General features: G+C 64.4%; 19 protein-coding genes and 2 rRNA genes (1 of these 21 cut by a window edge). 9 read left to right on the top strand and 12 right to left on the bottom strand.

All coding sequences use genetic code 11. The features are described 5' to 3' along the window. From PQ467_RS17050 to adh, 3 genes are all read left to right on the top strand, one after another. Nucleotides 1-268, top strand: a 23S ribosomal RNA gene (locus tag PQ467_RS17050) (it extends 2,527 nt beyond the left edge of the window). A gap of 172 nt (nucleotides 269-440) precedes the next feature. After that, a 5S ribosomal RNA gene (rrf, locus tag PQ467_RS17045) occupies nucleotides 441-555 on the top strand. A gap of 231 nt (nucleotides 556-786) precedes the next feature. Then, nucleotides 787-2,307, top strand: coding sequence for an aldehyde dehydrogenase (gene adh, locus PQ467_RS17040; protein WP_274174541.1), 1,521 nt, complete (start codon nucleotides 787-789; stop codon nucleotides 2,305-2,307). 68 nt (nucleotides 2,308-2,375) lie between these two features. Here adh and PQ467_RS17035 read toward each other — a convergent pair whose 3' ends face one another. The 10 genes from PQ467_RS17035 to PQ467_RS16990 all read right to left on the bottom strand — a co-directional run bounded on the left by PQ467_RS17035 (nucleotide 2,376) and on the right by PQ467_RS16990 (nucleotide 11,568). Next, nucleotides 2,376-2,741, bottom strand: a complete 366-nt coding sequence (locus tag PQ467_RS17035; protein WP_274174540.1) for a hypothetical protein — start codon at nucleotides 2,739-2,741, stop codon at nucleotides 2,376-2,378. A gap of 121 nt (nucleotides 2,742-2,862) precedes the next feature. Then, the gene (gene ispG / locus PQ467_RS17030; RefSeq protein WP_274174539.1) at nucleotides 2,863-3,987 is read right to left on the bottom strand and encodes a flavodoxin-dependent (E)-4-hydroxy-3-methylbut-2-enyl-diphosphate synthase; all 1,125 of its coding nucleotides are present in this window, start codon (nucleotides 3,985-3,987) and stop codon (nucleotides 2,863-2,865) included. 65 nt (nucleotides 3,988-4,052) lie between these two features. Then, on the bottom strand, nucleotides 4,053-4,508 hold the full coding sequence (locus PQ467_RS17025; protein ID WP_274174538.1) for a GNAT family N-acetyltransferase: 456 nt from the start codon (nucleotides 4,506-4,508) through the stop codon (nucleotides 4,053-4,055). Beyond that, nucleotides 4,505-5,395 carry an RDD family protein gene (locus tag PQ467_RS17020; protein WP_274174537.1) on the bottom strand — a complete coding sequence of 297 codons (891 nt, stop codon included), beginning with the start codon at nucleotides 5,393-5,395 and terminating at the stop codon, nucleotides 4,505-4,507. Before PQ467_RS17020 ends, PQ467_RS17025 begins: the two co-directional genes overlap by 4 nt. After that, nucleotides 5,392-6,438, bottom strand: a complete 1,047-nt coding sequence (locus PQ467_RS17015; protein WP_274174536.1) for a stage II sporulation protein M — start codon at nucleotides 6,436-6,438, stop codon at nucleotides 5,392-5,394. The genes PQ467_RS17020 and PQ467_RS17015 overlap by 4 nt, the downstream gene beginning before the upstream one ends. After that, entirely contained in the window at nucleotides 6,435-7,793 is a 1,359-nt protein-coding gene (locus PQ467_RS17010) for a DUF58 domain-containing protein (RefSeq protein ID WP_274174535.1), read from the bottom strand. Before PQ467_RS17010 ends, PQ467_RS17015 begins: the two co-directional genes overlap by 4 nt. Before the next feature lies 1 nt (nucleotide 7,794). Next, entirely contained in the window at nucleotides 7,795-8,748 is a 954-nt protein-coding gene (locus PQ467_RS17005; protein ID WP_274174534.1) for an AAA family ATPase, read from the bottom strand. Next, a complete protein-coding gene (locus tag PQ467_RS17000) occupies nucleotides 8,745-9,962 on the bottom strand; it encodes a DUF4350 domain-containing protein (protein ID WP_274174533.1) in 1,218 nt (405 codons plus the stop codon). Before PQ467_RS17000 ends, PQ467_RS17005 begins: the two co-directional genes overlap by 4 nt. Beyond that, nucleotides 9,959-10,603, bottom strand: coding sequence for a DUF4129 domain-containing protein (locus tag PQ467_RS16995; RefSeq protein ID WP_274174532.1), 645 nt, complete (start codon nucleotides 10,601-10,603; stop codon nucleotides 9,959-9,961). Before PQ467_RS16995 ends, PQ467_RS17000 begins: the two co-directional genes overlap by 4 nt. Before the next feature lie 68 nt (nucleotides 10,604-10,671). After that, a complete protein-coding gene (locus PQ467_RS16990) occupies nucleotides 10,672-11,568 on the bottom strand; it encodes a prephenate dehydratase (protein WP_274174531.1) in 897 nt (298 codons plus the stop codon). A gap of 205 nt (nucleotides 11,569-11,773) precedes the next feature. Between PQ467_RS16990 and PQ467_RS16985 the strand changes: the two genes are divergently transcribed. The 3 genes from PQ467_RS16985 (at nucleotide 11,774) to PQ467_RS16975 (ending at nucleotide 13,924) form a co-directional block, all read left to right on the top strand. Further along, the gene (locus PQ467_RS16985; protein WP_274174530.1) at nucleotides 11,774-12,376 is read left to right on the top strand and encodes a c-type cytochrome; all 603 of its coding nucleotides are present in this window, start codon (nucleotides 11,774-11,776) and stop codon (nucleotides 12,374-12,376) included. Nucleotides 12,377-12,900: 524 nt separating this feature from the next. Beyond that, nucleotides 12,901-13,062 (top strand): hypothetical protein, encoded by a 162-nt coding sequence (locus tag PQ467_RS16980; protein WP_274174529.1) that lies wholly within the window; start codon nucleotides 12,901-12,903, stop codon nucleotides 13,060-13,062. A gap of 286 nt (nucleotides 13,063-13,348) precedes the next feature. Further along, entirely contained in the window at nucleotides 13,349-13,924 is a 576-nt protein-coding gene (locus PQ467_RS16975) for a hypothetical protein (RefSeq protein ID WP_274174528.1), read from the top strand. A 189-nt stretch (nucleotides 13,925-14,113) separates the two neighbouring features. Here PQ467_RS16975 and PQ467_RS16970 read toward each other — a convergent pair whose 3' ends face one another. Then, nucleotides 14,114-15,112, bottom strand: a complete 999-nt coding sequence (locus PQ467_RS16970; RefSeq protein ID WP_274174527.1) for a GDP-mannose 4,6-dehydratase — start codon at nucleotides 15,110-15,112, stop codon at nucleotides 14,114-14,116. 118 nt (nucleotides 15,113-15,230) lie between these two features. Between PQ467_RS16970 and PQ467_RS16965 the strand changes: the two genes are divergently transcribed. Beyond that, on the top strand, nucleotides 15,231-16,232 hold the full coding sequence (locus PQ467_RS16965; protein ID WP_274174526.1) for a threonine aldolase family protein: 1,002 nt from the start codon (nucleotides 15,231-15,233) through the stop codon (nucleotides 16,230-16,232). Nucleotides 16,233-16,509: 277 nt separating this feature from the next. On the opposite strand, the gene PQ467_RS16960 is transcribed toward PQ467_RS16965, so the two are convergent. Continuing rightward, nucleotides 16,510-17,301 (bottom strand): SDR family NAD(P)-dependent oxidoreductase, encoded by a 792-nt coding sequence (locus PQ467_RS16960; protein ID WP_274174525.1) that lies wholly within the window; start codon nucleotides 17,299-17,301, stop codon nucleotides 16,510-16,512. A gap of 78 nt (nucleotides 17,302-17,379) precedes the next feature. Between PQ467_RS16960 and pepN the strand changes: the two genes are divergently transcribed. Together pepN and pgeF are read left to right on the top strand one after the other, a co-directional pair. Then, entirely contained in the window at nucleotides 17,380-19,998 is a 2,619-nt protein-coding gene (gene pepN / locus PQ467_RS16955; RefSeq protein WP_274174524.1) for an aminopeptidase N, read from the top strand. Beyond that, nucleotides 19,991-20,758, top strand: coding sequence for a peptidoglycan editing factor PgeF (pgeF, locus tag PQ467_RS16950; protein WP_274174523.1), 768 nt, complete (start codon nucleotides 19,991-19,993; stop codon nucleotides 20,756-20,758). Before pepN ends, pgeF begins: the two co-directional genes overlap by 8 nt. The last annotated feature ends 20 nt before the right edge of the window (nucleotides 20,759-20,778 follow it).

Here is a 20,778-nt window from a genome sequence, read left to right as displayed (position 1 = left end):
TCTGCCGTGGGCGTCGAAGTTTGAGAGGAGTTGTCCCTAGTACGAGAGGACCGGGATGAACATGCCTCTGGTGTACCTGTCGTTCCGCCAGGAGCGCAGCAGGGTAGCTATGCATGGACGGGATAACCGCTGAAAGCATCTAAGCGGGAAGCCTCCCTCAAGATAAGACTTCATCGAGTCGTGATAGACCATCACGTTGATAGGCCGGGTGTGGAAGTGCGGTAACGCATGAAGCTAACCGGTCCTAATAACTCTGTTCATGCTTGAGAACCTGCACTGTCAATATCAGTCCTGCGCACCTTGTTGAGGAGAGCGCGAGACCTGATGAGATGGCCAGGGCGATGGCTCGAGCCGGAAAGCATCTGTAAAGATTGGTGTGTGATCGCAAGATTGCTGCCAGGCACGGCATCAAAAACCCTTATCAACCGCAGACCATATTGCTTGGTGACCATAGCGTCAGTGCCCCACCCGATCCCATCTCGAACTCGGCCGTGAAACCTGACCGCGCCAATGGTACTAACGCTCAAGCGTTGGAAGAGTAGGTCGTCGCCAGGCATTATCGTCTGCGGTTGGAGAGGAAACAAACCCATTCACAGTGACGGCTTGGTGCCGTTTAGCAAACCCTTCAGGGTCAACCTGAGGGGTTTATTGCATTGGAAATCTATAGAATTTCATCGAGCTTCTGCCCCCTTATCCCAATGGCCAATTTCGTCTGTCCGACAATTGGTGAAAACCTCTCTCGTAGTCCCAGCGCCCGATGCTGGTGAATCGAGAGGAGCTTGCAAGATGGACGCCGTTTCGGCCGATCGCCTTGGCGCTGTAGCGCCGTTTCCCGCCAAGTATGAAAACTTCATCGGCGGCCAGTGGGTTGCCCCGCGTGCGGGGCGCTATTTCGACAATATCTCGCCGATCAACGGCAAGGTCGTGTGTCAGGTAGCCCGCTCCGACGCTGATGATATCGAACTGGCGCTGGATGCAGCCCATGCGGCCAAGGATGCCTGGGGCCGCACCTCGCCTGCCGAGCGTTCGCGCATTCTGCTCAAGGTTGCCGATGTCATGGAGCAGAACCTTGCCCTGCTGGCCACCGCGGAAACGTGGGACAACGGCAAGCCGATCCGCGAAACCATGGCCGCCGACGTTCCGCTGGCGATTGACCACTTCCGCTATTTCGCGGGCTGCATCCGCGCCCAGGAAGGCAGCATCGGCGAGATCGACCATGACACCGCCGCATACCACTTCCACGAACCGCTTGGCGTGGTTGGCCAGATCATCCCGTGGAACTTCCCGTTGCTGATGGCGGCATGGAAGGTGGCGCCTGCGCTGGCCGCTGGCAACTGCATCGTGCTCAAGCCTGCCGAGCAGACCCCCGCTTCGATCCTCGTGCTGATGGACCTGATCGCCGACGTGCTGCCCGCAGGCGTCCTCAACGTGGTCAACGGCTTTGGCCTTGAAGCCGGTAAGCCGCTGGCCCAATCCAAGCGCATCGCCAAGATCGCCTTCACCGGTGAGACCAGCACCGGCCGTCTGATCATGCAATACGCCTCGGAAAACCTGATCCCGGTGACGCTGGAACTGGGCGGCAAGTCGCCCAACATCTTCTTTGCCGACGTCTGCAATGCCGATGATGACTTCTTCGACAAGGCGATCGAAGGCTTCGTGATGTTCGCGCTTAACCAGGGCGAGGTCTGCACCTGCCCCTCGCGCGCCCTGATTCAGGAATCGATCTACGACCAGTTCATGGAACGCGCCCTCAAGCGCGTGGAAGCCATCGTGCAGGGCAGCCCGCTCGACATGGCCACCATGATCGGCGCACAGGCCAGCCAGGAGCAGCAGGAAAAGATCCTGCGCTATATCGGCATTGGTCGTGACGAAGGTGCAGAAGTGTTGATCGGCGGCGAAGCAGGTCAACTCGGCGGCGATCTGGCCGGTGGCTATTACGTGAAGCCCACCGTGTTCAAGGGCAACAACAAGATGCGCATCTTCCAGGAGGAAATCTTTGGTCCGGTGGTGTCGACCACCACCTTCAAGACCCCCGAAGAAGCTCTGGCCATCGCCAATGACACGATGTTCGGCCTTGGCGCGGGCGTGTGGAGCCGTGACATCAACACCTGCTACCGCTTTGGCCGCGCCATTCAGGCGGGCCGCGTGTGGACCAACTGCTACCACGCCTATCCTGCCCATGCCGCTTTCGGTGGCTACAAGCAGTCGGGCATCGGCCGCGAAACTCATCGCATGATGCTGGATCACTATCAGCAGACCAAGAACCTGCTGGTCAGCTATAGCCCGAAGAAGCTCGGCTTCTTCTGATCGCCGACAAAGGCAAAAAAGAAGGGCGGTGCCGATTGGCGCCGCCCTCTCTTTTTTGCCCGCCTCATTTAACGCTTCGGCAAAAGACCCAACCGTTTCGCCAACAGGCCATGGATCACCAGCACGGCGCTGGTTGCCACCATATCGGCCACCCAATCGTGCCAGTCGCAATCGCGGTGCAGTTCCGGGATTGCCTGAAACACCTCGATCAGCGCGCCAAACAGCGCCATACGCTCCAGTACGCGCAAGGGCGAGGTGCCGGGATAGCCGATCCGGGCCACCAGCGTCAGCACCGCAAAGGCGGTCATATGGGTGAACTTGTCGCCGAAATGGTCGATCGGCATGGCGGGCGGTTGCGGCGAAAGCGCCATGAAGGTGGTAAAGGCCAGCAAAGGCCAGAGAGCCACACGCGCGAATGTTTTCATCTTCAACATTATTCGGTTTTCCTGTGATCCGCGCGGCGGGGTGGAGCGTGTGCCCGATCATCCCACAAAAACGCCGCAGGCTGATGACCCGCGGCGTTGCTGTTACCTTGTCATGAGGCGCAGCGACTGATTACTCCGCCGCTTCGGTTTCCACCTGCGCCGCTTCGATCTCGGCCGCCTTGGCTTCGACCAGCTTGACGATATGTTCGAGCATATCCTCGCTCTGCACGGTGTGGTCGGTCACGCCCGAGAGATACACCATATGCTTGCCATTGCCGCCGCCGGTCAGGCCGATGTCGGTTTCACGCGCCTCGCCGGGGCCATTGACCACGCAGCCCAGCACCGAGAGCGAGAGCGGCGTCTTGATGTGCGACAGGCGGTTTTCCAGCGCCTCGACGGTCTTGATGACGTCAAAGCCCTGACGCGCGCAGGAGGGGCAGGAGACGACCCGCACGCCGCGCGTGCGCAGGCCCAGCGACTTGAGGATCTCGAAGCCGACGCGCACTTCTTCTTCCGGCGGGGCGGAAAGCGAGACGCGGATCGTGTCGCCGATCCCGGCCCACAGCAGATTGCCGATGCCGATCGCCGATTTGACCGTGCCGCCGATCAGGCCCCCCGCCTCGGTGATGCCCAGATGCAGCGGACAATCGACCGCATCGGCCAGGCCCATATAGGCCGAAACCGCGAGGAACACATCCGAAGCCTTCACCGCCACCTTGTATTCGTGGAAGTCATGGTCCTGCAGCAGCTTGATGTGGTCGAGCGCCGATTCCACCAGTGCCTCGGGGCAGGGCTCGCCGTATTTCTCCAGCAGGTCCTTTTCCAGCGACCCCGCGTTCACGCCGATGCGGATCGAGCAGCCGTTGGCCTTGGCCGCACGCACCACTTCGGCCACGCGGTCCGATCCGCCGATATTGCCGGGGTTGATGCGCAGGCATGCCGCGCCCGCATCGGCCGCTTCCAGAGCGCGCTTGTAATGGAAATGGATATCGGCGACCAAAGGCACGCGCGAGGCCCGCGCGATCTGCCGAAAGGCCGTGGTCGATTCGACATCGGGGCAGGACACGCGGACAATATCCGCGCCCGCCTCTTCGCAGCGGCGGATCTGGTCGATTGTGGCCACCGCATCGCTGGTCAGCGTGTTGGTCATGGTCTGGACCGCGATGGGCGCATCGCCGCCGATGGGAACCTTGCCGACCATGATCTGACGGCTTTGACGGCGGGCGATATCACGCCAGGGACGGACTGAGGACATGGGGGCAACTCCTTTGCTCTGGCCCTATAGCGCATTGGCGATGCGCCGCAAATGCGAAGAGGTGATTACAGATCCCGGCTCATGCACAGGCTGTAATCATCGGTGGTGTAATCGGCAAAGGCGGGGCATTCGCCAAAGCCCTCGCTCTCATACAGGCGCCGCGCCGGGACAAAGGCGTCCGGCTTGCCGGTTTCCAGCAGCAATTGGCGGTATCCGCGCGCGCGGCCCACATCCATCAGATGGTGCAGCATGGCGCGCCCGATACCGCGCCCCAGAAATTCCGGTGCCATGCGCATGGATTTCAACTCGCCGCGCTCGGCGTCCAGATGTTTGATCGCCCCGCATCCGGCCAGAACGCCATCGACCCATGCCGAATAGAAGGTGACATCGGGGGCGCGCAGGCGCTCGATGGGCATGGCATGGACCTTACACGCGGGCGACCAGCGATGCATCTGCTCAAGGTGCCATGCCAGCAGGCGTGCAATCTCCGGCCCGGTCAGGTCGTCCTCGCGGATGTTCATCTTACTGCTCCATCATGTTTGTTCGCCTTGCGTCGGCCAAAACGCAGCCCTTGTTCAAGCCGCGCCCGCAGCGCGGTGTAATAGGCGTCGAGAAAGCGGCGCACCTCATCGCCCTGCGGTGCGCTCCAGCCGATCTTGGCGCAGATCGCGCGGGCCACCGCCTCCATTGCGGCGGGTGAGCCATCGCGCAGCACCCGCTCCAGCGTCTGCAACTCATATTCGCCGTATATGGCCAGTTCAGCCGGGCCGAAGGCATAGTCGGGCCTTGCTGACCGGGCGCTCAACGCCTGCTCCAGCCGTGCGCGGGGGGCCTCGACCACCCATGTCCCTGCGATCATGTCGCCCGCGCGCAAACGGTCGCGGTTGAACAGCGGAAACAGCGCAAAGAGCAGGAACCATCCCGCCGCCGCCCAATTGACCATGCTCGACGAAGGTCCGCCCAGCGCGGACAGCACCGCGACCATCGGCAGAAAGATCTCGATATCGCGCAGCAGATTGCGCGCCAGCACCATCTCGGTCGTCAGCCGCGCTCCATCGCGCGCGGCAATGCGCAGGCCCAGCATCCTTTTGCCCGGCGTTGCCCCGCGCGGCCCCAGTTCAAAGATCAGAAACCACGCATTGCGCAGCAGAAACATCAGCGCGGTCCACAAGATGAAGAGGAATTGCGCGGCATGATGCGCCTCGCCCCGCTTCGCCCATTGGCCCAGCCCCGATTGCGTATAGACCAGCGCCAGCACCGCCCCCAGCAGGATCGCCCCGATGCAGGCCAGATCCACCGCCAGCGCCCCCAGCCGCGCCGAACGCCCCGCCAGCGTCAGGCGCAGGGTCAGCCCCTCGGGCGTGACGATCTCTCGCTGATCGGGGCGCAAGGGACTCCGCAGGCTCATTTGCGCGCGCCATAGACAAAGAAATAGACCAGCCAGAAGGTCAGCATAAAGCCGCCCACCAGCAGCCTTTGCGGGGTCGAATCGATCAATTGCCGCGCAAAACCCTCCAGCATCCCGGCCACCAGCAGCATCAGCACCACGCCCAGCATCACCGGCGCGGTCCGCCGCCCCGCCGCCGCCGCGCTTTCCATCACCGAGAGCTCGCCGGGAAAGGCGATGGCGCGCCCGATATGGATGCCGCCCGCTCCGGCCAGCAGGATGGCGAACAATTCGGTCGTGCCATGAATCGCGATCCATGCCGAAAAATCGAGCAGCAGCCCCTTGCCGTGAAACAGCCAGAGCATCGCGCCCAGCATCCCGCTGTTTTGCAGCAAGAGCAGCACGCTGGGCAGGCCGATGGCAAAGCCCAGCGCGAAACACAGAATGGCGATCTGGGCATTATGGCCGAACAGATAGGCGGCAAAGGCGGCCAGCGCGTCCTGATTCTGGCCGCCAAACAGGGTCTCGCGCAATTGTTTCGCGCTGGTTGCCGGGTTGCGCGCCGGGTCTTGCCCCGCCAGCATCGCATAGAAGGCCGGATCATGGGCCACCATCATCCAGCCCACCACCACGCCCGCCACCATCAGCGCCAGCGCGATCAGAATGTCGAAACGGATGGCCCGCACCGCCCGGCTCCACCCGCCAAGAATGAAGCCCGTGAACCAGCCGCCGAAATTCTCACGCGGGCCATAGGTGATGAACCATGCCCTTTGCGCCAGCGCCTCCAGATAGGCGAGCGCGGCGGCATCAAGGCTGGTTTCGCGGGCCACGGCCAGGCTGGAGGCCAATTGGCGGTAAAGCACCGGCAGATCGAGCAGATCAGCATCCGACAGGCGCCCCAGCCGCCCTTTCTCGACCGCCGTGACAATCGCCTCCAGCCGCCGCCAGTCGCCCTCGCGGGCCTGACGAAAGCGGTCGGAGCGCAGCGTGGCGGGGGCGATGGTCTGCTCGTCCTCCCCGCCCCGGCGAAAGCGCGCGCGGATCCGTTCGGGCCAATCCCTCATCCGATTCCTCCCCGGCTGCGAATGGCCATATAGGCGTCGAGCAGGCGTGCGCCCACCGCATCATGGGCGGCCTCCACCACATCGACCCCCATCGCGCGCAGCCGCATCAGCACCCATGCGCGCTGGCGCAGCAAAGCGCTGGCCGCCACCGCTCCGCCCAGCGCGTCCAAATCGACCACCTCGCCGCCCGCCAGCGTTTCCAGCTCCTCGTCGCGCAGGCAGACGAACAGCACCCGGTGGCGCGCGATCAGCCGCCCGATCGATTCGATCATCAGTTCGGCGCCCGTGGGATCGGCAAATTCGGAAAAGACCACGATGAGCGAGCGCCGCGCCAATTGCTGGGCCAGCGTGGAGAGGGCCAGCGTGAAATTGGCCTCGCGCGGGGTGTAATCCAGATCGGCCGCCGCGGCGCGCAAAGTGTGAAAATCGCGCGTGTCGGTCACAAAGGGCGTGGAGACCATCACCCGCTCGGCAAAGCCGAAGAGCGATACCCGGTCGCCGCCTTTGAGCGCGACCCACGCCATTTGCAGCGCCGCCATCACCGCCCGGTCCAGCCGGGGCAGACCCGCCACCGGCTCGCACATGGCCGCGCCGCAATCCATCGCCAGCACGATGGGGTTGTTGCGCTCGACCTCATATTCCTTGGCATAGAGATGGGCGTGGCGGGCCGAGACTTTCCAGTCGATGCGGCGGCGGTCCATGCCGGGCTGATATTCGGCCAGTGTCTCGAACATCTGCCCCTCGCCGCGCAGCCGCCGCGCGATCAGGCCCAGCGAGGCGTCGCGCAGATAGGTCTGCATCACCGGCCCGCGCAGTGCGGCCACCGAGGGCAGCACCCGCACTGCGGCATCAACCTCGCGCCGCTCGATCCGCAGGGCCAGACCCAGCGGCCCGCGCCAGCGCAGCCAGAGCGTTTCGACCGCGCCATGGCAACGGCGGGTGGGGGTAAAATGGGCCTGCGTCCTATCCCCGGTCAGCACGGCGGTCAGCTTTCCTCCCGGCGCAAGGCGCGGGTCCAGCGCCAGCGCGGCCTCAAGCGCGGCGGGGCGCGAGAGGCGGGCCCTGATGCTGATGGCGATGGTGATCGCCGCGCTCTGGCCGATCTCCGCCTCGGGCGGGACGATGACTTCTGCCGCCTCCAGCCGCCCCGCCAGCGCCCCATCGACCAGCACCAGCGCCAGCAGCAGCAGGCCCAGCAAAGGCGAGGCAATCCACAGCGCCGGGGCAAACCCGGCCAGCACCAGCCCCACCGGCCCCAGCGCCACCAGCGCCAGCACGCAGCGCGGCGCAGGCGCTACGCCGGGGCGCAGCAATCCGGCCATCAGGCGCAATCCGGGGGCGATCCGGCGAATCACCTCAGCGCGGCGCCTCGGTCCGGGCGATGATCTCGGCCACCAGCCCCTCGGCCTGCTTGCCTTCGATCTCGGCGGCGGGGGAGAGCAGCAGGCGATGGCGCAGCACGGCGGGGGCCAGCGCCTTTACATCATCGGGCAGCACATAATCGCGGCCCGCCAGCGCCGCCCGCGCCCGCGCCGCATGGGCCAGCAGCACGCCCGCACGCGGGGATGCGCCACAGGACAGGTCCGCGCTTTCCCGCGTGGCGCGGATCAGGCGGACGATATAATCGACCAAGGGCTGAGCCAGCGTGATGCCCGCCACGGCCGCATCGGCGGCGGCCAATTGCTCGGCCGAGAGGACCGGGGCGATGTCGGCCACCGGCGTCTGCGCGCCATAGCGGGCGATGATCCGCGCCTCCTCCTGCGCATCGGGATAGGGGATGGTCAGCTTGAACAGGAAGCGGTCGAGCTGCGCCTCGGGCAGGGGATAGACGCCCTGGGATTCGATGGGGTTTTGCGTGGCCACCACCATGAAATGATCGGGCAGGCGGTGCGCCGTCCCGTCCAGCGTCACCCGCCGCTCCTGCATGGCTTCGAGCAGGGCGGCCTGCGTCTTGGGCGGGGTGCGGTTGATTTCATCACCCAGCAGCAGGTCGCAAAAGATCGGGCCGCGCGTCAGGGTGAACTGGCTGGTCTGGAAATTGAACAGGTTGGAGCCGAGAATATCGCCCGGCATCAGATCGGGGGTGAATTGAATCCGCCCGAATTGCAGGCCCAGCGTGGCGGCAAAGCTTTGCGCCAGCAGCGTCTTGGCGGTGCCGGGCGGGCCTTCCATCAGGACATGGCCCCGCGCAAACAGGGCGATCAGCAGGTGATCGACCGCGCTGTCCTGTCCGACCACGGCGCGCGCGATCTGATCGCGGATGGCCCCGGCCAGATCCGAAAGGGCGGCAAGGGAGAGGGCTTCACTCATCGGGTCAATATTCCTTCGATGGCATGCAACTGGCGCGCGGCGCGCAGAATTTCGGTGGGGCGGCGCGCGGCGCGCAGGGCGGCGCTGGCGGCGGTATAGCTATGTTCGGGCGCGCGGGCCGCCAAAGTGCGTGCCAAAAGCGCGCGCTCGATGGCATCGTCGATCATGGCGGGGTCGCCATGGGGGCCAAGGCCCAGCGCCGCCGCGATCCGCCCCCGCGCCGCATCGGCATAGGGCGCGGGCAGCAGATGGAACCGCCGCGCCCGCCGGATCAGCCCGGCCGAATTTTCCGCCAGCGCCCGCTTGCCAAAGGCGATGTCGCGCACCGGGGCCAAGGGCGGGCCAAAGCGCGCATAGGCCCGCCACAAGACCGCCACCCCGGCCAGAATCAGCGCCAGCGTGACCGCCAGATAGGGCGGGGTAAAGGCCAGCGTGAGCAGGTTGGGCTCTCGCCCAAGACCGTTGAGTGTGAGGTCGAAGGTCACCGCGCCCTGACCGGCGGGCAGGAGGTCTTCGATCAGGCGCAGGGTGATGGCCGCGTTTTCCTCGCGCGCGAACCCGGCATTGTTGGCCAGATCGGGTTCAAAGATCAGCGCCAGATTCTGTTGGTCATACCGGGCCGCCAATATGCGTCCGCCCGCGTCGGTAATAGCGGGGCGCAGGCGACGCCCGGTGCCCGCCATGGTCTTCGCTGGATAGGGCAGGGCGGCGCGCATGCCCCTTATGTCGGAAACCGGCGCGGCGGCGGGCGCGATGCCCACGCCCACATCGTCGAGGAAGCCTTCCCATTCGGGCGTCCGCGCCTCGCCCAGCCGGACCCAGCCTTCCTGCACACCGGGTTGCTCGGTGCTGGCCGGGGCGGCGGCCCATTTGGGCAGGATGACCAGCACCGGGCCATGGGGACGGTGGAGCGCGACGATGCGGTTGAGCTCGTCCCCCTGCGCCCAATGCGTCGGGGTCAGGATCAGCAGGCCGGGTTGGCGCAGGCCATTGTCGTCGCGGGCGTAATCGGGGCTGTGGCCGGTCGCTTCGAGCAGGCGATAGAGCGCGCCATAGCCGTTGAGGCCCCGCCCGCCGCCATGGGCGCCGCCGTCATTGATGTCGCCCGACGCCACGCCCGCGCCGATCATCCAGAGCATCGCCACCAGCAAGGCCCCGCCCGCCAGCACCAGCGCCAGCGCCGACAGGGGGGAAAAGGGGCTGCGCTCGGTCATGCCGGATGATGCCGGGCAAAGTCGTGATAGGCGCTGCGGGCGGCGGCCCAATCATCGGGGCCAAGCGGGCGCAGCGCATAGCGCCCCTGTTCGACCAGCGCGGCGATGGCGCCAAAGGTGGCGCGCGCCGGGGCCGAGAGAAAGGCCAACGCGGCGATCTCGCGCGCGGTGCTGGCGGGCGTCAGGGCGGCGGGGCGGGCGGCGGCAATATGGTCGAGGCTGCGCAGCAGGAGCAGATGGGTCGCCTCGTCAAAGCGGCCCTGGGCGGCCAGCGCATCGGCATCATCGAGCAGGGCGCGGGCGGCGGCGGCATCGGGGCGCCATTCCGGCGCGGCAGCCGGGGCCGAGCGGCGCCGCGCCCACAGCCACACCCCCGCCTGCCAGACCAGCAGCGCCAGCCCCAGCGCCAGCAGGCCGATCAGGATCTTTTCCAGCACCGGCCACGACACGCCCAGCGCCCGGCCCACCGGCTCAAACAGGCTTTTGAGAAAACGGCCCATCGCCTTGATCCAGTCGGGCGTGGGCGCCGGGGTCCAGTTGGGGACGGGGGTGAACTGCAGGTCGCGCGCATCGCGGACCGCGCGCCATGCTTGATGGGCGGTTTGGGCCTGCTGGACGGAATTGGACGCCGCTGCGCTCACCTGACGTCTCTGTCCCGAATTGCCATCGCGGACAGGTTGTTACACGCCGTCAGGCCCAGCGCAAGCGATCAACCTCGCGGGCGGCTTTGCGCATAGCTGCCCAGCAGGCGCAGGTCCTTGCAATGGAACGCGACTTCTTCCAGCGCGCGGTCCACCGGCTCCTCGCCCGGTTTGCCCACGATATCGACAAAGAACATCGTGGCCGAAAAACTGGCGCCCTTTTGATAGGACTCCAGCTTGGTCATGTTGACCCCGTTGGTGGCAAAACCGCCCAGCGCCTTGTAAAGCGCGGCCGAAACGTTGCGGACCTCGAAGATCATCGTGGTCATCGCCGTGCCCTCGATGGTGGCGGGATCGAGCGGGGCGCGGGCCAGCACGACAAAGCGCGTGGTGTTGTCGGCGGCGTCCTCGACATTATGCTCGACAATATCGAGGCCATAGAGCGAGGCGGCCAGCGCGGGCGCGATGGCGGCGGCGGCCGGGTCGCCCTGTTCCTTGACAAAGGCGGCGGCCCCGGCCGTATCGGCATAGGCCATCGGCACGATGCCGCGCGCGCGCAGATAGTGGCGCGACTGGCCCAGCGCCTGCGGATGGGAATAGGCGGCGGCGAAAGGCCCCGTGGCGCCGGGCAGCGCCATCAGCGCATGTTCGATTCCGAGGAAATGTTCGCCAACGATCGACAGCCCGCTTTCGGGCAGCAGGAAATGGATGTCGGCCACGCGGCCATGCTGGCTGTTTTCGATGGGGATGATGGCGCGGTCGGCGCGCCCTTCCTTCACCGCGTCCAGCGCGTCCTCAAAGCTGAAACAGGGCAAAGGCGCGCAGGATGGCGCATATTCCAGCGCCGCGCGGTGCGAATTGCACCCCGGCGCCCCCTGAAACGCAACGGCGCGTGCAGGATTTTCAGCGGCTTGGGCGGTCAGTTCTTTGACCTGGATCAGAGCGGGCGTAGGATAGCTGTGCATAGCGGTCTGGCGCTTAGGCCGATTTTACGCCGCGCGCCAGAAGACTTTGCCTTGCCATGTTCGTTCCCTTGGGGCGAGTATGACGGCGAATACTGGCGCGCGGATGAAATCCGCCTTGCGCTTGGGTTTCACGCTCTCTACACCAGAGGGCAAAACGCCTTCCGGGGATTTTTCCTTTGGAAGCATATGGGACGGGGCATTGTTGATGAGCGGTCGTTTCAATACCATTGCCGGTTGGGTTTTGGGTTCTGCTGTGGTTGCGCTGGGTCTTTCCAGCCTGTCGGGCCACTATTTCCGCGCCGACAAGGAAAACCGCCCCGAGACCATGGGCTATCCCATCGAGGGCGTGTCCGGGGCGAAAGAAGGCCCGGCCGAGGCGCCGATCGAGGAATTGCTGGCCAAGGCGGATCCTGCCAAGGGCGCGCAGGTCTTTGCCAAATGCGCATCGTGCCACACGATCACGGCGGGCGGGCCCAATGGCATCGGGCCCAATATCCATGGCATCCTGGGCGATGAGATCGGCCATGGACGCGGCGGCTTTGCCTTCTCGGCGGGCCTTTCGGCCAAGGGCGGCAAGTGGGACTTCAGCAATATGAATGAATGGCTGAAGAATCCGCGCGCCTTTGCCGATGGCACCAAGATGACCTTTGCCGGGCTTGAATCGGCCGAGGATCGCGCGGCGGTCATGGTTTATCTGAACCAGCAAGGTTCGAACCTCCCGCTGCCCGCGGCCCCTGCGGCGGCGGCGCCTGCGGGTGATGCGGCGGCCCCGGCCGATGCCGCATCGGCGGCCGACAGCGCCAAGTAATTCCGTCCGACGGGCATGACAAATGCCCGTCGGCCGCAAGGCCGCCGGTTGGCGCAAGATATCAGGCCGACACCGTGGGCGCCCTTGATTGCCGGGCGCGAAAGGGCCGCGTGCGCGTGCGAATGACCGGGTAGCCGCCTTGCTTCACAGCCCGATTCGGCCCCAGCGGCGGATCGGGCGGCCATGGCAGGTGGGCTCGCAAGGCCTGCCATGACGGTGCTTGGCCCGTCCCTCCGGTTGGCGCTGTGTGGCGTGGTCCACGGCTTTCTTAACGCTTTCGCCATGATCCCGGCCCAGCGGCGCCGGCCTGAATTACCGCATTGGTCCCTGCGCATAAGGACGGTTGCGGATGGCGGATTGAATAACCCATATGGTTTTCTGTAGGACAGATTTTTTTATTGCGGATTGGTTCAGGTCAACGCAATCTGACCTCGATCCGGCGCATCAGGGTTGAAACAAAGCGCCGATTCGCGGCAGACTATGTCTATTCCGACAGTAGAGATAGAAGCACAGGAGATGGTCCAATGGCAAAAGCATGGAGCGCCGATTTTCTGATCCGACGTATCGATCGCTGCTATCTGCTGGCCGCCTGCGCGCGCCACCCGGAAAAGCGCGAAGGGCATTTGAAGCGCGCCCGCCACTATCGCGGCGTGCTGGCCGATACGCAGGAGCTGGCTCTGGCCTGATTTACGGCAGCCTGATTTAGGCCAAGCGTTTTCCCATCAAAGGGCCGCGTGAGGTGTGATGCCTTGCGCGGCTTTTTTGGTGTTTGCTTGGGCTTTTCAAGGTTTAAGGATTTTAAGGGTGCAGGTGCCTCCGGCGGGCAAAGGGCGGGGGCCCTTTGCAATCCCGATATTGTCGAGATCAGTAATGATACTTTGGATGATTTACGTCCTTAGAGGGCATTCGAGCATATCCTGCGTTGTTGCGCTGCCTTAAAATTCGGGGCAAAAGTGTCACCGGGGAGGGGCCATGCTCAATTTTTTCCATACATATAGCAAAGAGACTTTTGCTCTCGTCGGCGTTGTGCTTGCTTTTGTTCTCAACCGCATTTTTCGCCTCAGATCCAAGCTCATCTACAGTGTACGACATTCGAGCAACTACGTTGTCGATCAACCGTTGTTAGATGATCAAGGGGCGATTGTTCAACAGCAACAGTTAGTTCGGACCGCTTCTATAGTTGCTCAAAACACTGGCCTTCAAGCCGCCAAAAATGTTGAGTTTACCTTCAACTGGAAACCGCCAATATACAATGTCTATCCGGGCCGCGCTTTTTCAACTTTTAATACAGAAATGAACAGGTGGGTTTTGAAGCTTGATAGTTTAGCCCCTAGCGAACAATTTGCGATTGAAATATTGAGCATTAATCAAGATTTGCCCGTCATAAGTGCAATGCGATGTGACGATGCTTCAGGAAAACTCATAACCATGATGCCACAGCGAGTGTTTCCTACTTGGTTTAATGTTCTAATAGTTGTTGAGCTACTAGCTGGCATTGCATTCACCTTCTATCTGGTTGCAACACTAATAGAGTGGCTTGCCAGATAAGAGCACGATTTCTTTGCCGTTTCATCCAACCTATCTGCAATCCCGCCGTGTAGCGGCCTTCAAACCATCCACCTAACCTCAGCCCGCAACACCGCCCCCATCGCGCCCCGCCGACAGTAACGGGATTGCAAAGGGCCGAGGCCCTTTGCCCGCCGGAGGCATCATCGCGCAGCGATCAACGCCCCCCAATCAAACCCCATGATACGCCTTATACCACTCGATAAACTTGGGCACGCCCACGTCGATGCTGGTGGTGGGGGCATAGCCCAGATCCCCCGCGATGGCGTCGATGTCGGCGAAGGACTGGCGCACGTCGCCCGGCTGCATGGGCTGGAAGTCGATGATGGCTTTTTTGCCGAGCTGTTCTTCGAGGATTTCGACCACGCGCATCAGGTGTTCGCTCTTGTGGTTGCCGATGTTGTAGAGGCGGTGGGGTTTGGTGGAGCCGCCGGCTTTGACTTTGCCGTCGTCGGGGGCGGGGTTGTCGAGGCTGGCCATGACGCCCGCGATGATGTCGTCGATATAGGTGAAGTCGCGGTACATGTCGCCATTGTTGAAGACGGGGATCGGCTGGCCCGCGGCGATGGCCTTGGTGAAGATCCACATCATCATGTCGGGGCGGCCCCACGGACCATAGACCGTGAAGAAGCGCAGGCCCGTCAGCGGCAGGCGGTAGAGGTGGGCGTAGGTTTCGCTCATCAGTTCGTCGGCCTTTTTGGTGGCGGCATAGAGGCTGATGGGCTGGTCGACGCGGTCTTCGACGGCGAAGGGCAGTTTGGTGTTGCCGCCATAGACCGACGAGGATGAGGCATAGACCATGTTTTCCACGCCGCGATGCCGCCCGATTTCCAGCATGTTCAAATGCCCGGCAAGGTTGGAATGCAGATAGGCGTGGGGATGGGTGATCGAATAGCGCACGCCCGCCTGCGCGCCCAGATGGACGATGCGTTCAAATTCGAGGCCGCTTAGCGATTCGACCAAAGGTTCGTATTGCGAGAAGTCCTGGCGCACGAAGGTGAAGCGATTTCCGCCAAGCTCGCGCAGGTGGGCGATGCGGGCTTCTTTCAGCGTCACGTCATAGTAATCGTTGACCATGTCGAGCCCGATCACGGAATCGCCGCGCGCCAGCAGTTTGACCGCAAGGCTGTAGCCGATGAAACCCGCCGCGCCCGTAACCAGAACCTTCATTGCCCAAAACCTTTTGTTGCCGTTTGCCGCTCTCTTATCGGGGCAAAGCTAACAAAGGGTTGGGGCAGGGTCGATTGCGCGTATTGACGCGCCGGGGCGCCACCCGCACAAGCGCGCCATGCCTTTTATGTCTGACAATGCCGCCCCTGTTCATCCCGCCGTATGGGCCGCGATGCACGCCGCCGACGCCCCGCAGCCGCCTTATGACGGCGACAGTTTCAGCGCTGCGCTTGATGATGCTTTTTCCGCGCTGTTCGGGCGGCCCTGCGCCGCGATGTGGGTGGCCAGCGGGACAGCGGCCAATTGCCTCGCGCTGGCCGCGATGGTGCGGCCCTATGAGGCTGTGCTCTGCCACGAACTGGCGCATATCGAGATGGACGAATGCGGGGCGCCGGGGTTCTTTACGCATGGGGCCAAGCTGATTCTGGCGGGCGGGGATCATGCGAAAATGACGCCCGAGACCGCCCGCGCGCGGCTGGCCCGCGTGGGCGTGGGGGTGGAGCATACGCCTGTTACGGCGCTGTCCATCACCCAGGCCAACGAGGCGGGATGCGTCTATTCGCCCGGCGAGGTGGCCGCGATGGGCGCTTTCGCCCGGGAAAAGGGGCTGCGTTTCCATATGGACGGCGCGCGTTTTGCCAATGCGGTGGCGCATCTTGGCTGCTCGCCCGCCGCGGCCAGCGCTGATGGCGGGGTCGAGGCGTTGTCGTTCGGCTTTATCAAAAACGGCGGGATGGGGGCCGAGGCGCTGATCTTCTTTGCCCCGGACATGATCGAGGTCACCCGCTATAACCGCAAGCGCGCGGGTCACCTGCAATCCAAGGGCCGCTATCTGGCCGCGCAGATCCTCGCCATGCTGAAAGGCGACCTGTGGCTGGACAATGCCCGCCGCGCCAATGCGGCGGCGGGCGAAATCGCGGCGGCGGCGGGCGGGCGGCTGGTCCATCCGGTGGAGGCGAATGAGGTGTTTGTCGCGCTCTCGGCGGCGGAAAGGGCGGCGCTGCGTGAGGCCGGTATTGCGTTTTACGATTGGAACGAGACGACCGCGCGTTTCGTGACTGCGTGGAACAGCGAGGAGGGGGAAGTGATGGCTTTGGCCAAGGCTTTGCGGGGGTTGTGAGGAAGGAAGTTTGAAGAAGGAAGGGATGATGCGAGGGACCCGTCCCTCGCGCTCCCGTTACTGTATGCGTGGCGTATCGGGGGCGGCGTTGGGTGTCGGACGCGCCCGATGAAATAAAGCCTGCGGCGCGGGCCTGTAAGCGCCGCAGGCCTTCAAACCCCGACACGCAACGCCAAATCCCCGCTCCACCCCGTAACGGGATTGCAAAGGGCCCCCGCCCTTTGCCCGCCGGAGGCAAGAAACGCCCGCCGGAGGCAAGAAACGCGGGGCCTAAGCCCTACTCTCCCCTCTCCCAAATCCCCCGCAACCCCGCGCGATAATCGGCAAACCGGGGCCGCCAGCCCAGAACGCGCTTCGCCTTGCCATTGGCCACGCGGCGGTTCTCGGCATAGAAGGCTCGCGAGGCGGGGGGCACGTCCTGCTCGGCAAGGAGGGGAGGCAGGGGGAGGCCGGAGATGCGGCAGGCTTCCTCGATCACGGCGTTCTGGGGCGCGGGCCTGTCGTCGGCGATGTTATAGGCGCCGGGCGGGGCGGAGAGGGCGGCATGGGCGGCGCCGGCGATATCCTCGACATGGATGCGGCTGAAGATCTGGCCGGGCAGATCGACGCGGTGGGCGCGGCCGGATTGCAGGCGCTCGAAGGCGGATCTGCCCGGCCCGTAAATCCCCGGCAGGCGCAGCACCCGCGCCCCGCGCTCCAGCCATGCCGCATCGGCCAGCGCCCTCGCGCTGCGCCGCCCCGATCCGCCCAGGCCGACCACGGGCGCGGTTTCATCGACCCACGCCCCGCCGCAATCGCCATAGACCCCGGTGGAGGAGAGATAGCCCAGCCAGCCGACGCCGATAAGATCCGCGCCATAGTGCGTCAAAACGGGGTCCTGTTCATCGGCTGGCGGCACGCTGGACAAGACCGCATCGGCGCGCCCGATGGCGGCGCGCACCGCGTCCTGATCGGCGAAATCGAGCGTTCCGGCCCGCCCCGTGGCCTCGATATGCCAGCCGTCATCGGCAAGGCGGCGGGCGATTGCATGGGCGGTATAGCCCAGACCAAAGATCAGCATGGTTTTCATGCGCGCGATCTTAATCGGAAATGCCGTTAATCGGAAATACTGGCATTCGGAAAGGCTTGGCCACATAAGGAGGGCATGATGGATGCCATGAACACGCCCGCCGCCCCGCTTGTTGCCCCCGCCGTGATCCGCCGCGAGGATTACCTGCCGCCTGCATGGCTGGTGCCGCAGGTCGAGCTGGAATTTCGCCTTGGCCTTGAGGAAACGCGGGTGCGCGCGCAATTGTCGGTGCGGCGCAATCCCGATGCGCGGGGCGATCAGACGATCCGGTTAAAGGGTGATGGTCTGACCGCCTTGTTGGTCGAGGTGGATGATGTGGTGCGCAATGACTGGCGGATGGAGGGAGACGATCTGTTGATCGACCTGGCCGACGACAGTCATGAAATCGTGGTGGAAACCGCGATCCACCCCGCCGCCAACAGCCAGTTGATGGGCCTTTACGCCTCGGGGGGCATGCTTTGCACGCAATGCGAGGCCGAAGGATTTCGCCGCATCGCGTTTCACCCCGACCGCCCCGATGTGCTGAGCATCTATCGCGTGCGGATGGAGGGCAGCCGCGAGGCTTTCCCGGTCCTGCTGTGCAATGGCAATCCGGTGGCCAGCGGCGACAATGGGGACGGCACGCATTGGGCCGAATGGCATGATCCCTGGCCCAAGCCGTCCTATCTGTTTGCCCTGGTGGCGGGCGATCTGGTGGCCACGACCGACCATTTCACCACGATGGAGGGCCGCGAGGTCACGCTCAACATCTATACCCGCAAGGGGGATGAGGGGCGGACCGGCCATGCGATGCGCAGCCTGATCAACTCGATGAAATGGGACGAGGAGGTCTTTGGTCGCGCCTATGACCTTGATCTGTTCAACATCGTCGCCGTGTCCGATTTCAACATGGGGGCGATGGAGAACAAGGGGCTGAACGTCTTCAACACGCGCTATGTTCTGGCCGACCCGGAAACGGCGACCGATGGCGATTATGATGCGGTGGAAGGCGTCATTGGCCATGAATATTTCCACAACTGGTCGGGCAATCGCATCACCTGTCGCGACTGGTTCCAATTGAGCCTGAAGGAAGGCTTCACCGTCCTGCGCGATCAGATGTTCAGCGCGGATATGGGGTCCGAGCCGGTCAAGCGCATCGAGGATGTACGCATCCTGCGCAGCGCCCAGTTCCCCGAGGATTCCGGCCCGCTGGCGCATCCGATCCGCCCCGATTCCTATCAGGAAATCAGCAATTTCTACACCGCCACCGTCTATAACAAGGGCGCCGAGGTGATCCGCATGATGCGGGTGATGGCCGGGGCCGAGCGGTTCCGTGCGGGCACCGACCTCTATTTCGCGCGCCATGACGGCGAGGCGGCAACGTGCGAGGATTTCATCCGCGCCATCGAGGAAGGGGCGGGGCTGGACCTGACGCAATTCCGCCTGTGGTATGCGCAGGCCGGGACGCCGCGCGTGGAGGTCAGCTTTACCCATGAGGGCAATGAGGCGGTGCTGCGCCTTGCCCAGCAGGTGCCGCCGACGCCGGGCCAGCCCGACAAATTGCCTGTGCCGATCCCGCTGCGCCTTGCGCTGTTCGATTCCGAAACGGGCGCGCATCGCGGCGAGGAACTGATCGTGATGCGTGCCGCGCAAGAGGAGCATCGCTTCTCCGGCTGGCCTACGCGCCCGGTGCTCTCGATCAACCGGGGCTTTTCCGCGCCGGTGACGATTGAGGCCGATACCAGTCTGGACGATCTGGTGTTTCTGGCCGCGCATGATGATGATCCCTTTGCCCGATACGAGGCGATGCAGAGCCTGATGGTGCGCCATCTGGTGGCGGCTGCATCGGGCAATATGGACGATGCCCGCCGCGCCGCCGAGCGCAAGGCGATCGGGACGGCGATGCTGGCAATCCTGAACGATCCGGCGATCGATGATCTGATGCGCGGCGAATTGCTGATCCTGCCGCCCTATGCCTATCTGGCCGAACAGTTGAGCGTGGTCGATCCGGGCCTGCTGCATGGCGAGCGTGAGGGGCTGAAGGCTTGGCTGGGCGCGGAACTGGGCGAGGCTTTTGCCGCGCTGCACGACCGGGCGAGCGCGGTGCCTTTCGGGCTGGACGCGGCGGCCAAGGGCGCGCGCAAGGTCAAGACGCAGGCGCTGGTCTATCTGGCCGCGGCGCAGGGGGCGGGGGCTGCGACGCGCGCCGCCGCGCAATATGACGCCGCCGACAACATGACCGACCGGCAGGGCGCGCTGATGGTGCTGTGCGGATTGGACAGCCCGCTGCGCGAGGCAAAACTGGCCGATTTCCACCAGCGGCACGAGGGCAATGCGCTGGTGATCGACAAGTGGTTCTCGCTTCAGGCCGGGTCGCTGCATCCCGATGTGCTGGCCCATGTGAAGGCGCTGGCGCAGCACCCCGATTTCACCATCCACAATCCCAACCGGGCACGGGCGCTGTATATGGCGCTGGCGGTCAATCCGGCGGGCTTTCATGATGCGGGGGGCGAGGGCTATCGTCTGATCGGCGACCTGATCCTCGCGCTCGACCCGATCAATGCCCAGACGGCGGCGCGGTTTGTGCCTTCGCTGGGCCGTTGGCGGCGGGTGGAGCCGGTGCGGGGCGCGCTGATGAAGGCGCAGCTTGATCGGATACTGGCCGCGCCGGGTCTGTCGAAGGATGTGTTCGAGCAGGTGAGCAAGAGCCTTGGATAACTTTGGGGTTGAGGTTATTCGGGCTGCCGCTCTGGGCGGCGTGCCGCACGGGTTTCTCGGGCGGCGCGGGGGCGTGTCGGTGGGCGCGGTGGCGGGGCTCAATGTCGGCCTTGGCAGCGCGGATGATCCGGCGGCGGTGGCGCAAAACCGGCGGCTGGCGGCCGACAGCGTGCTGCCCGGCGCGTTTCTGGCCACCTGCTATCAGGTGCATTCGGCGGTCTGTGTGGTGGCGCAGGAATGGCCCGATGCCGAGCGGCCCCATGCCGATGCGCTGGTGACGGATCGGGCGGGAATCGTGCTGGGCGTGCTGACCGCCGATTGCGCGCCGGTCTTGTTTGCCGATCACGCGGCGGGCGTGGTGGGCGCGGCCCATGCCGGGTGGAAGGGCGCCTTTACCGGCGTTTGCGAGGCGACCATCGATGCGATGGAGGCCCTTGGCGCCCGGCGCGAAAGAATCAGCGCCGCGATCGGGCCATGCATCGCGCAAAAATCCTATGAAGTGGACGAGGGTTTTCGCGCGCGTTTTCTGGCGCAGGCGGCGGGGCATGACCGCTTCTTCATCGCCGGGCGCGAGGGGCATTACCAGTTTGCGCTTGAGGCCTATGTCGCTGATCGTCTGGCGGAATATGGCGTCGGCGCGGTCGAGGCACTGGGGCTCGACACCTATGGCGAGCCGGACCGATTCTATTCCTTTCGCCGCGCCACCCATGCGGGCGAGGCCGATTATGGCCGCCAGATCGCGTTGATCGGGCGGGGTTGAGACAAAAGGTCAAAGAAAAA

Source organism: Novosphingobium sp. KACC 22771 (assembly GCF_028736195.1).
Taxonomy (GTDB): domain Bacteria; phylum Pseudomonadota; class Alphaproteobacteria; order Sphingomonadales; family Sphingomonadaceae; genus Novosphingobium.
The sequence above is the reverse complement of the archived record's forward strand: the minus strand, read 5'-3'. Positions and strand labels throughout refer to the sequence as shown.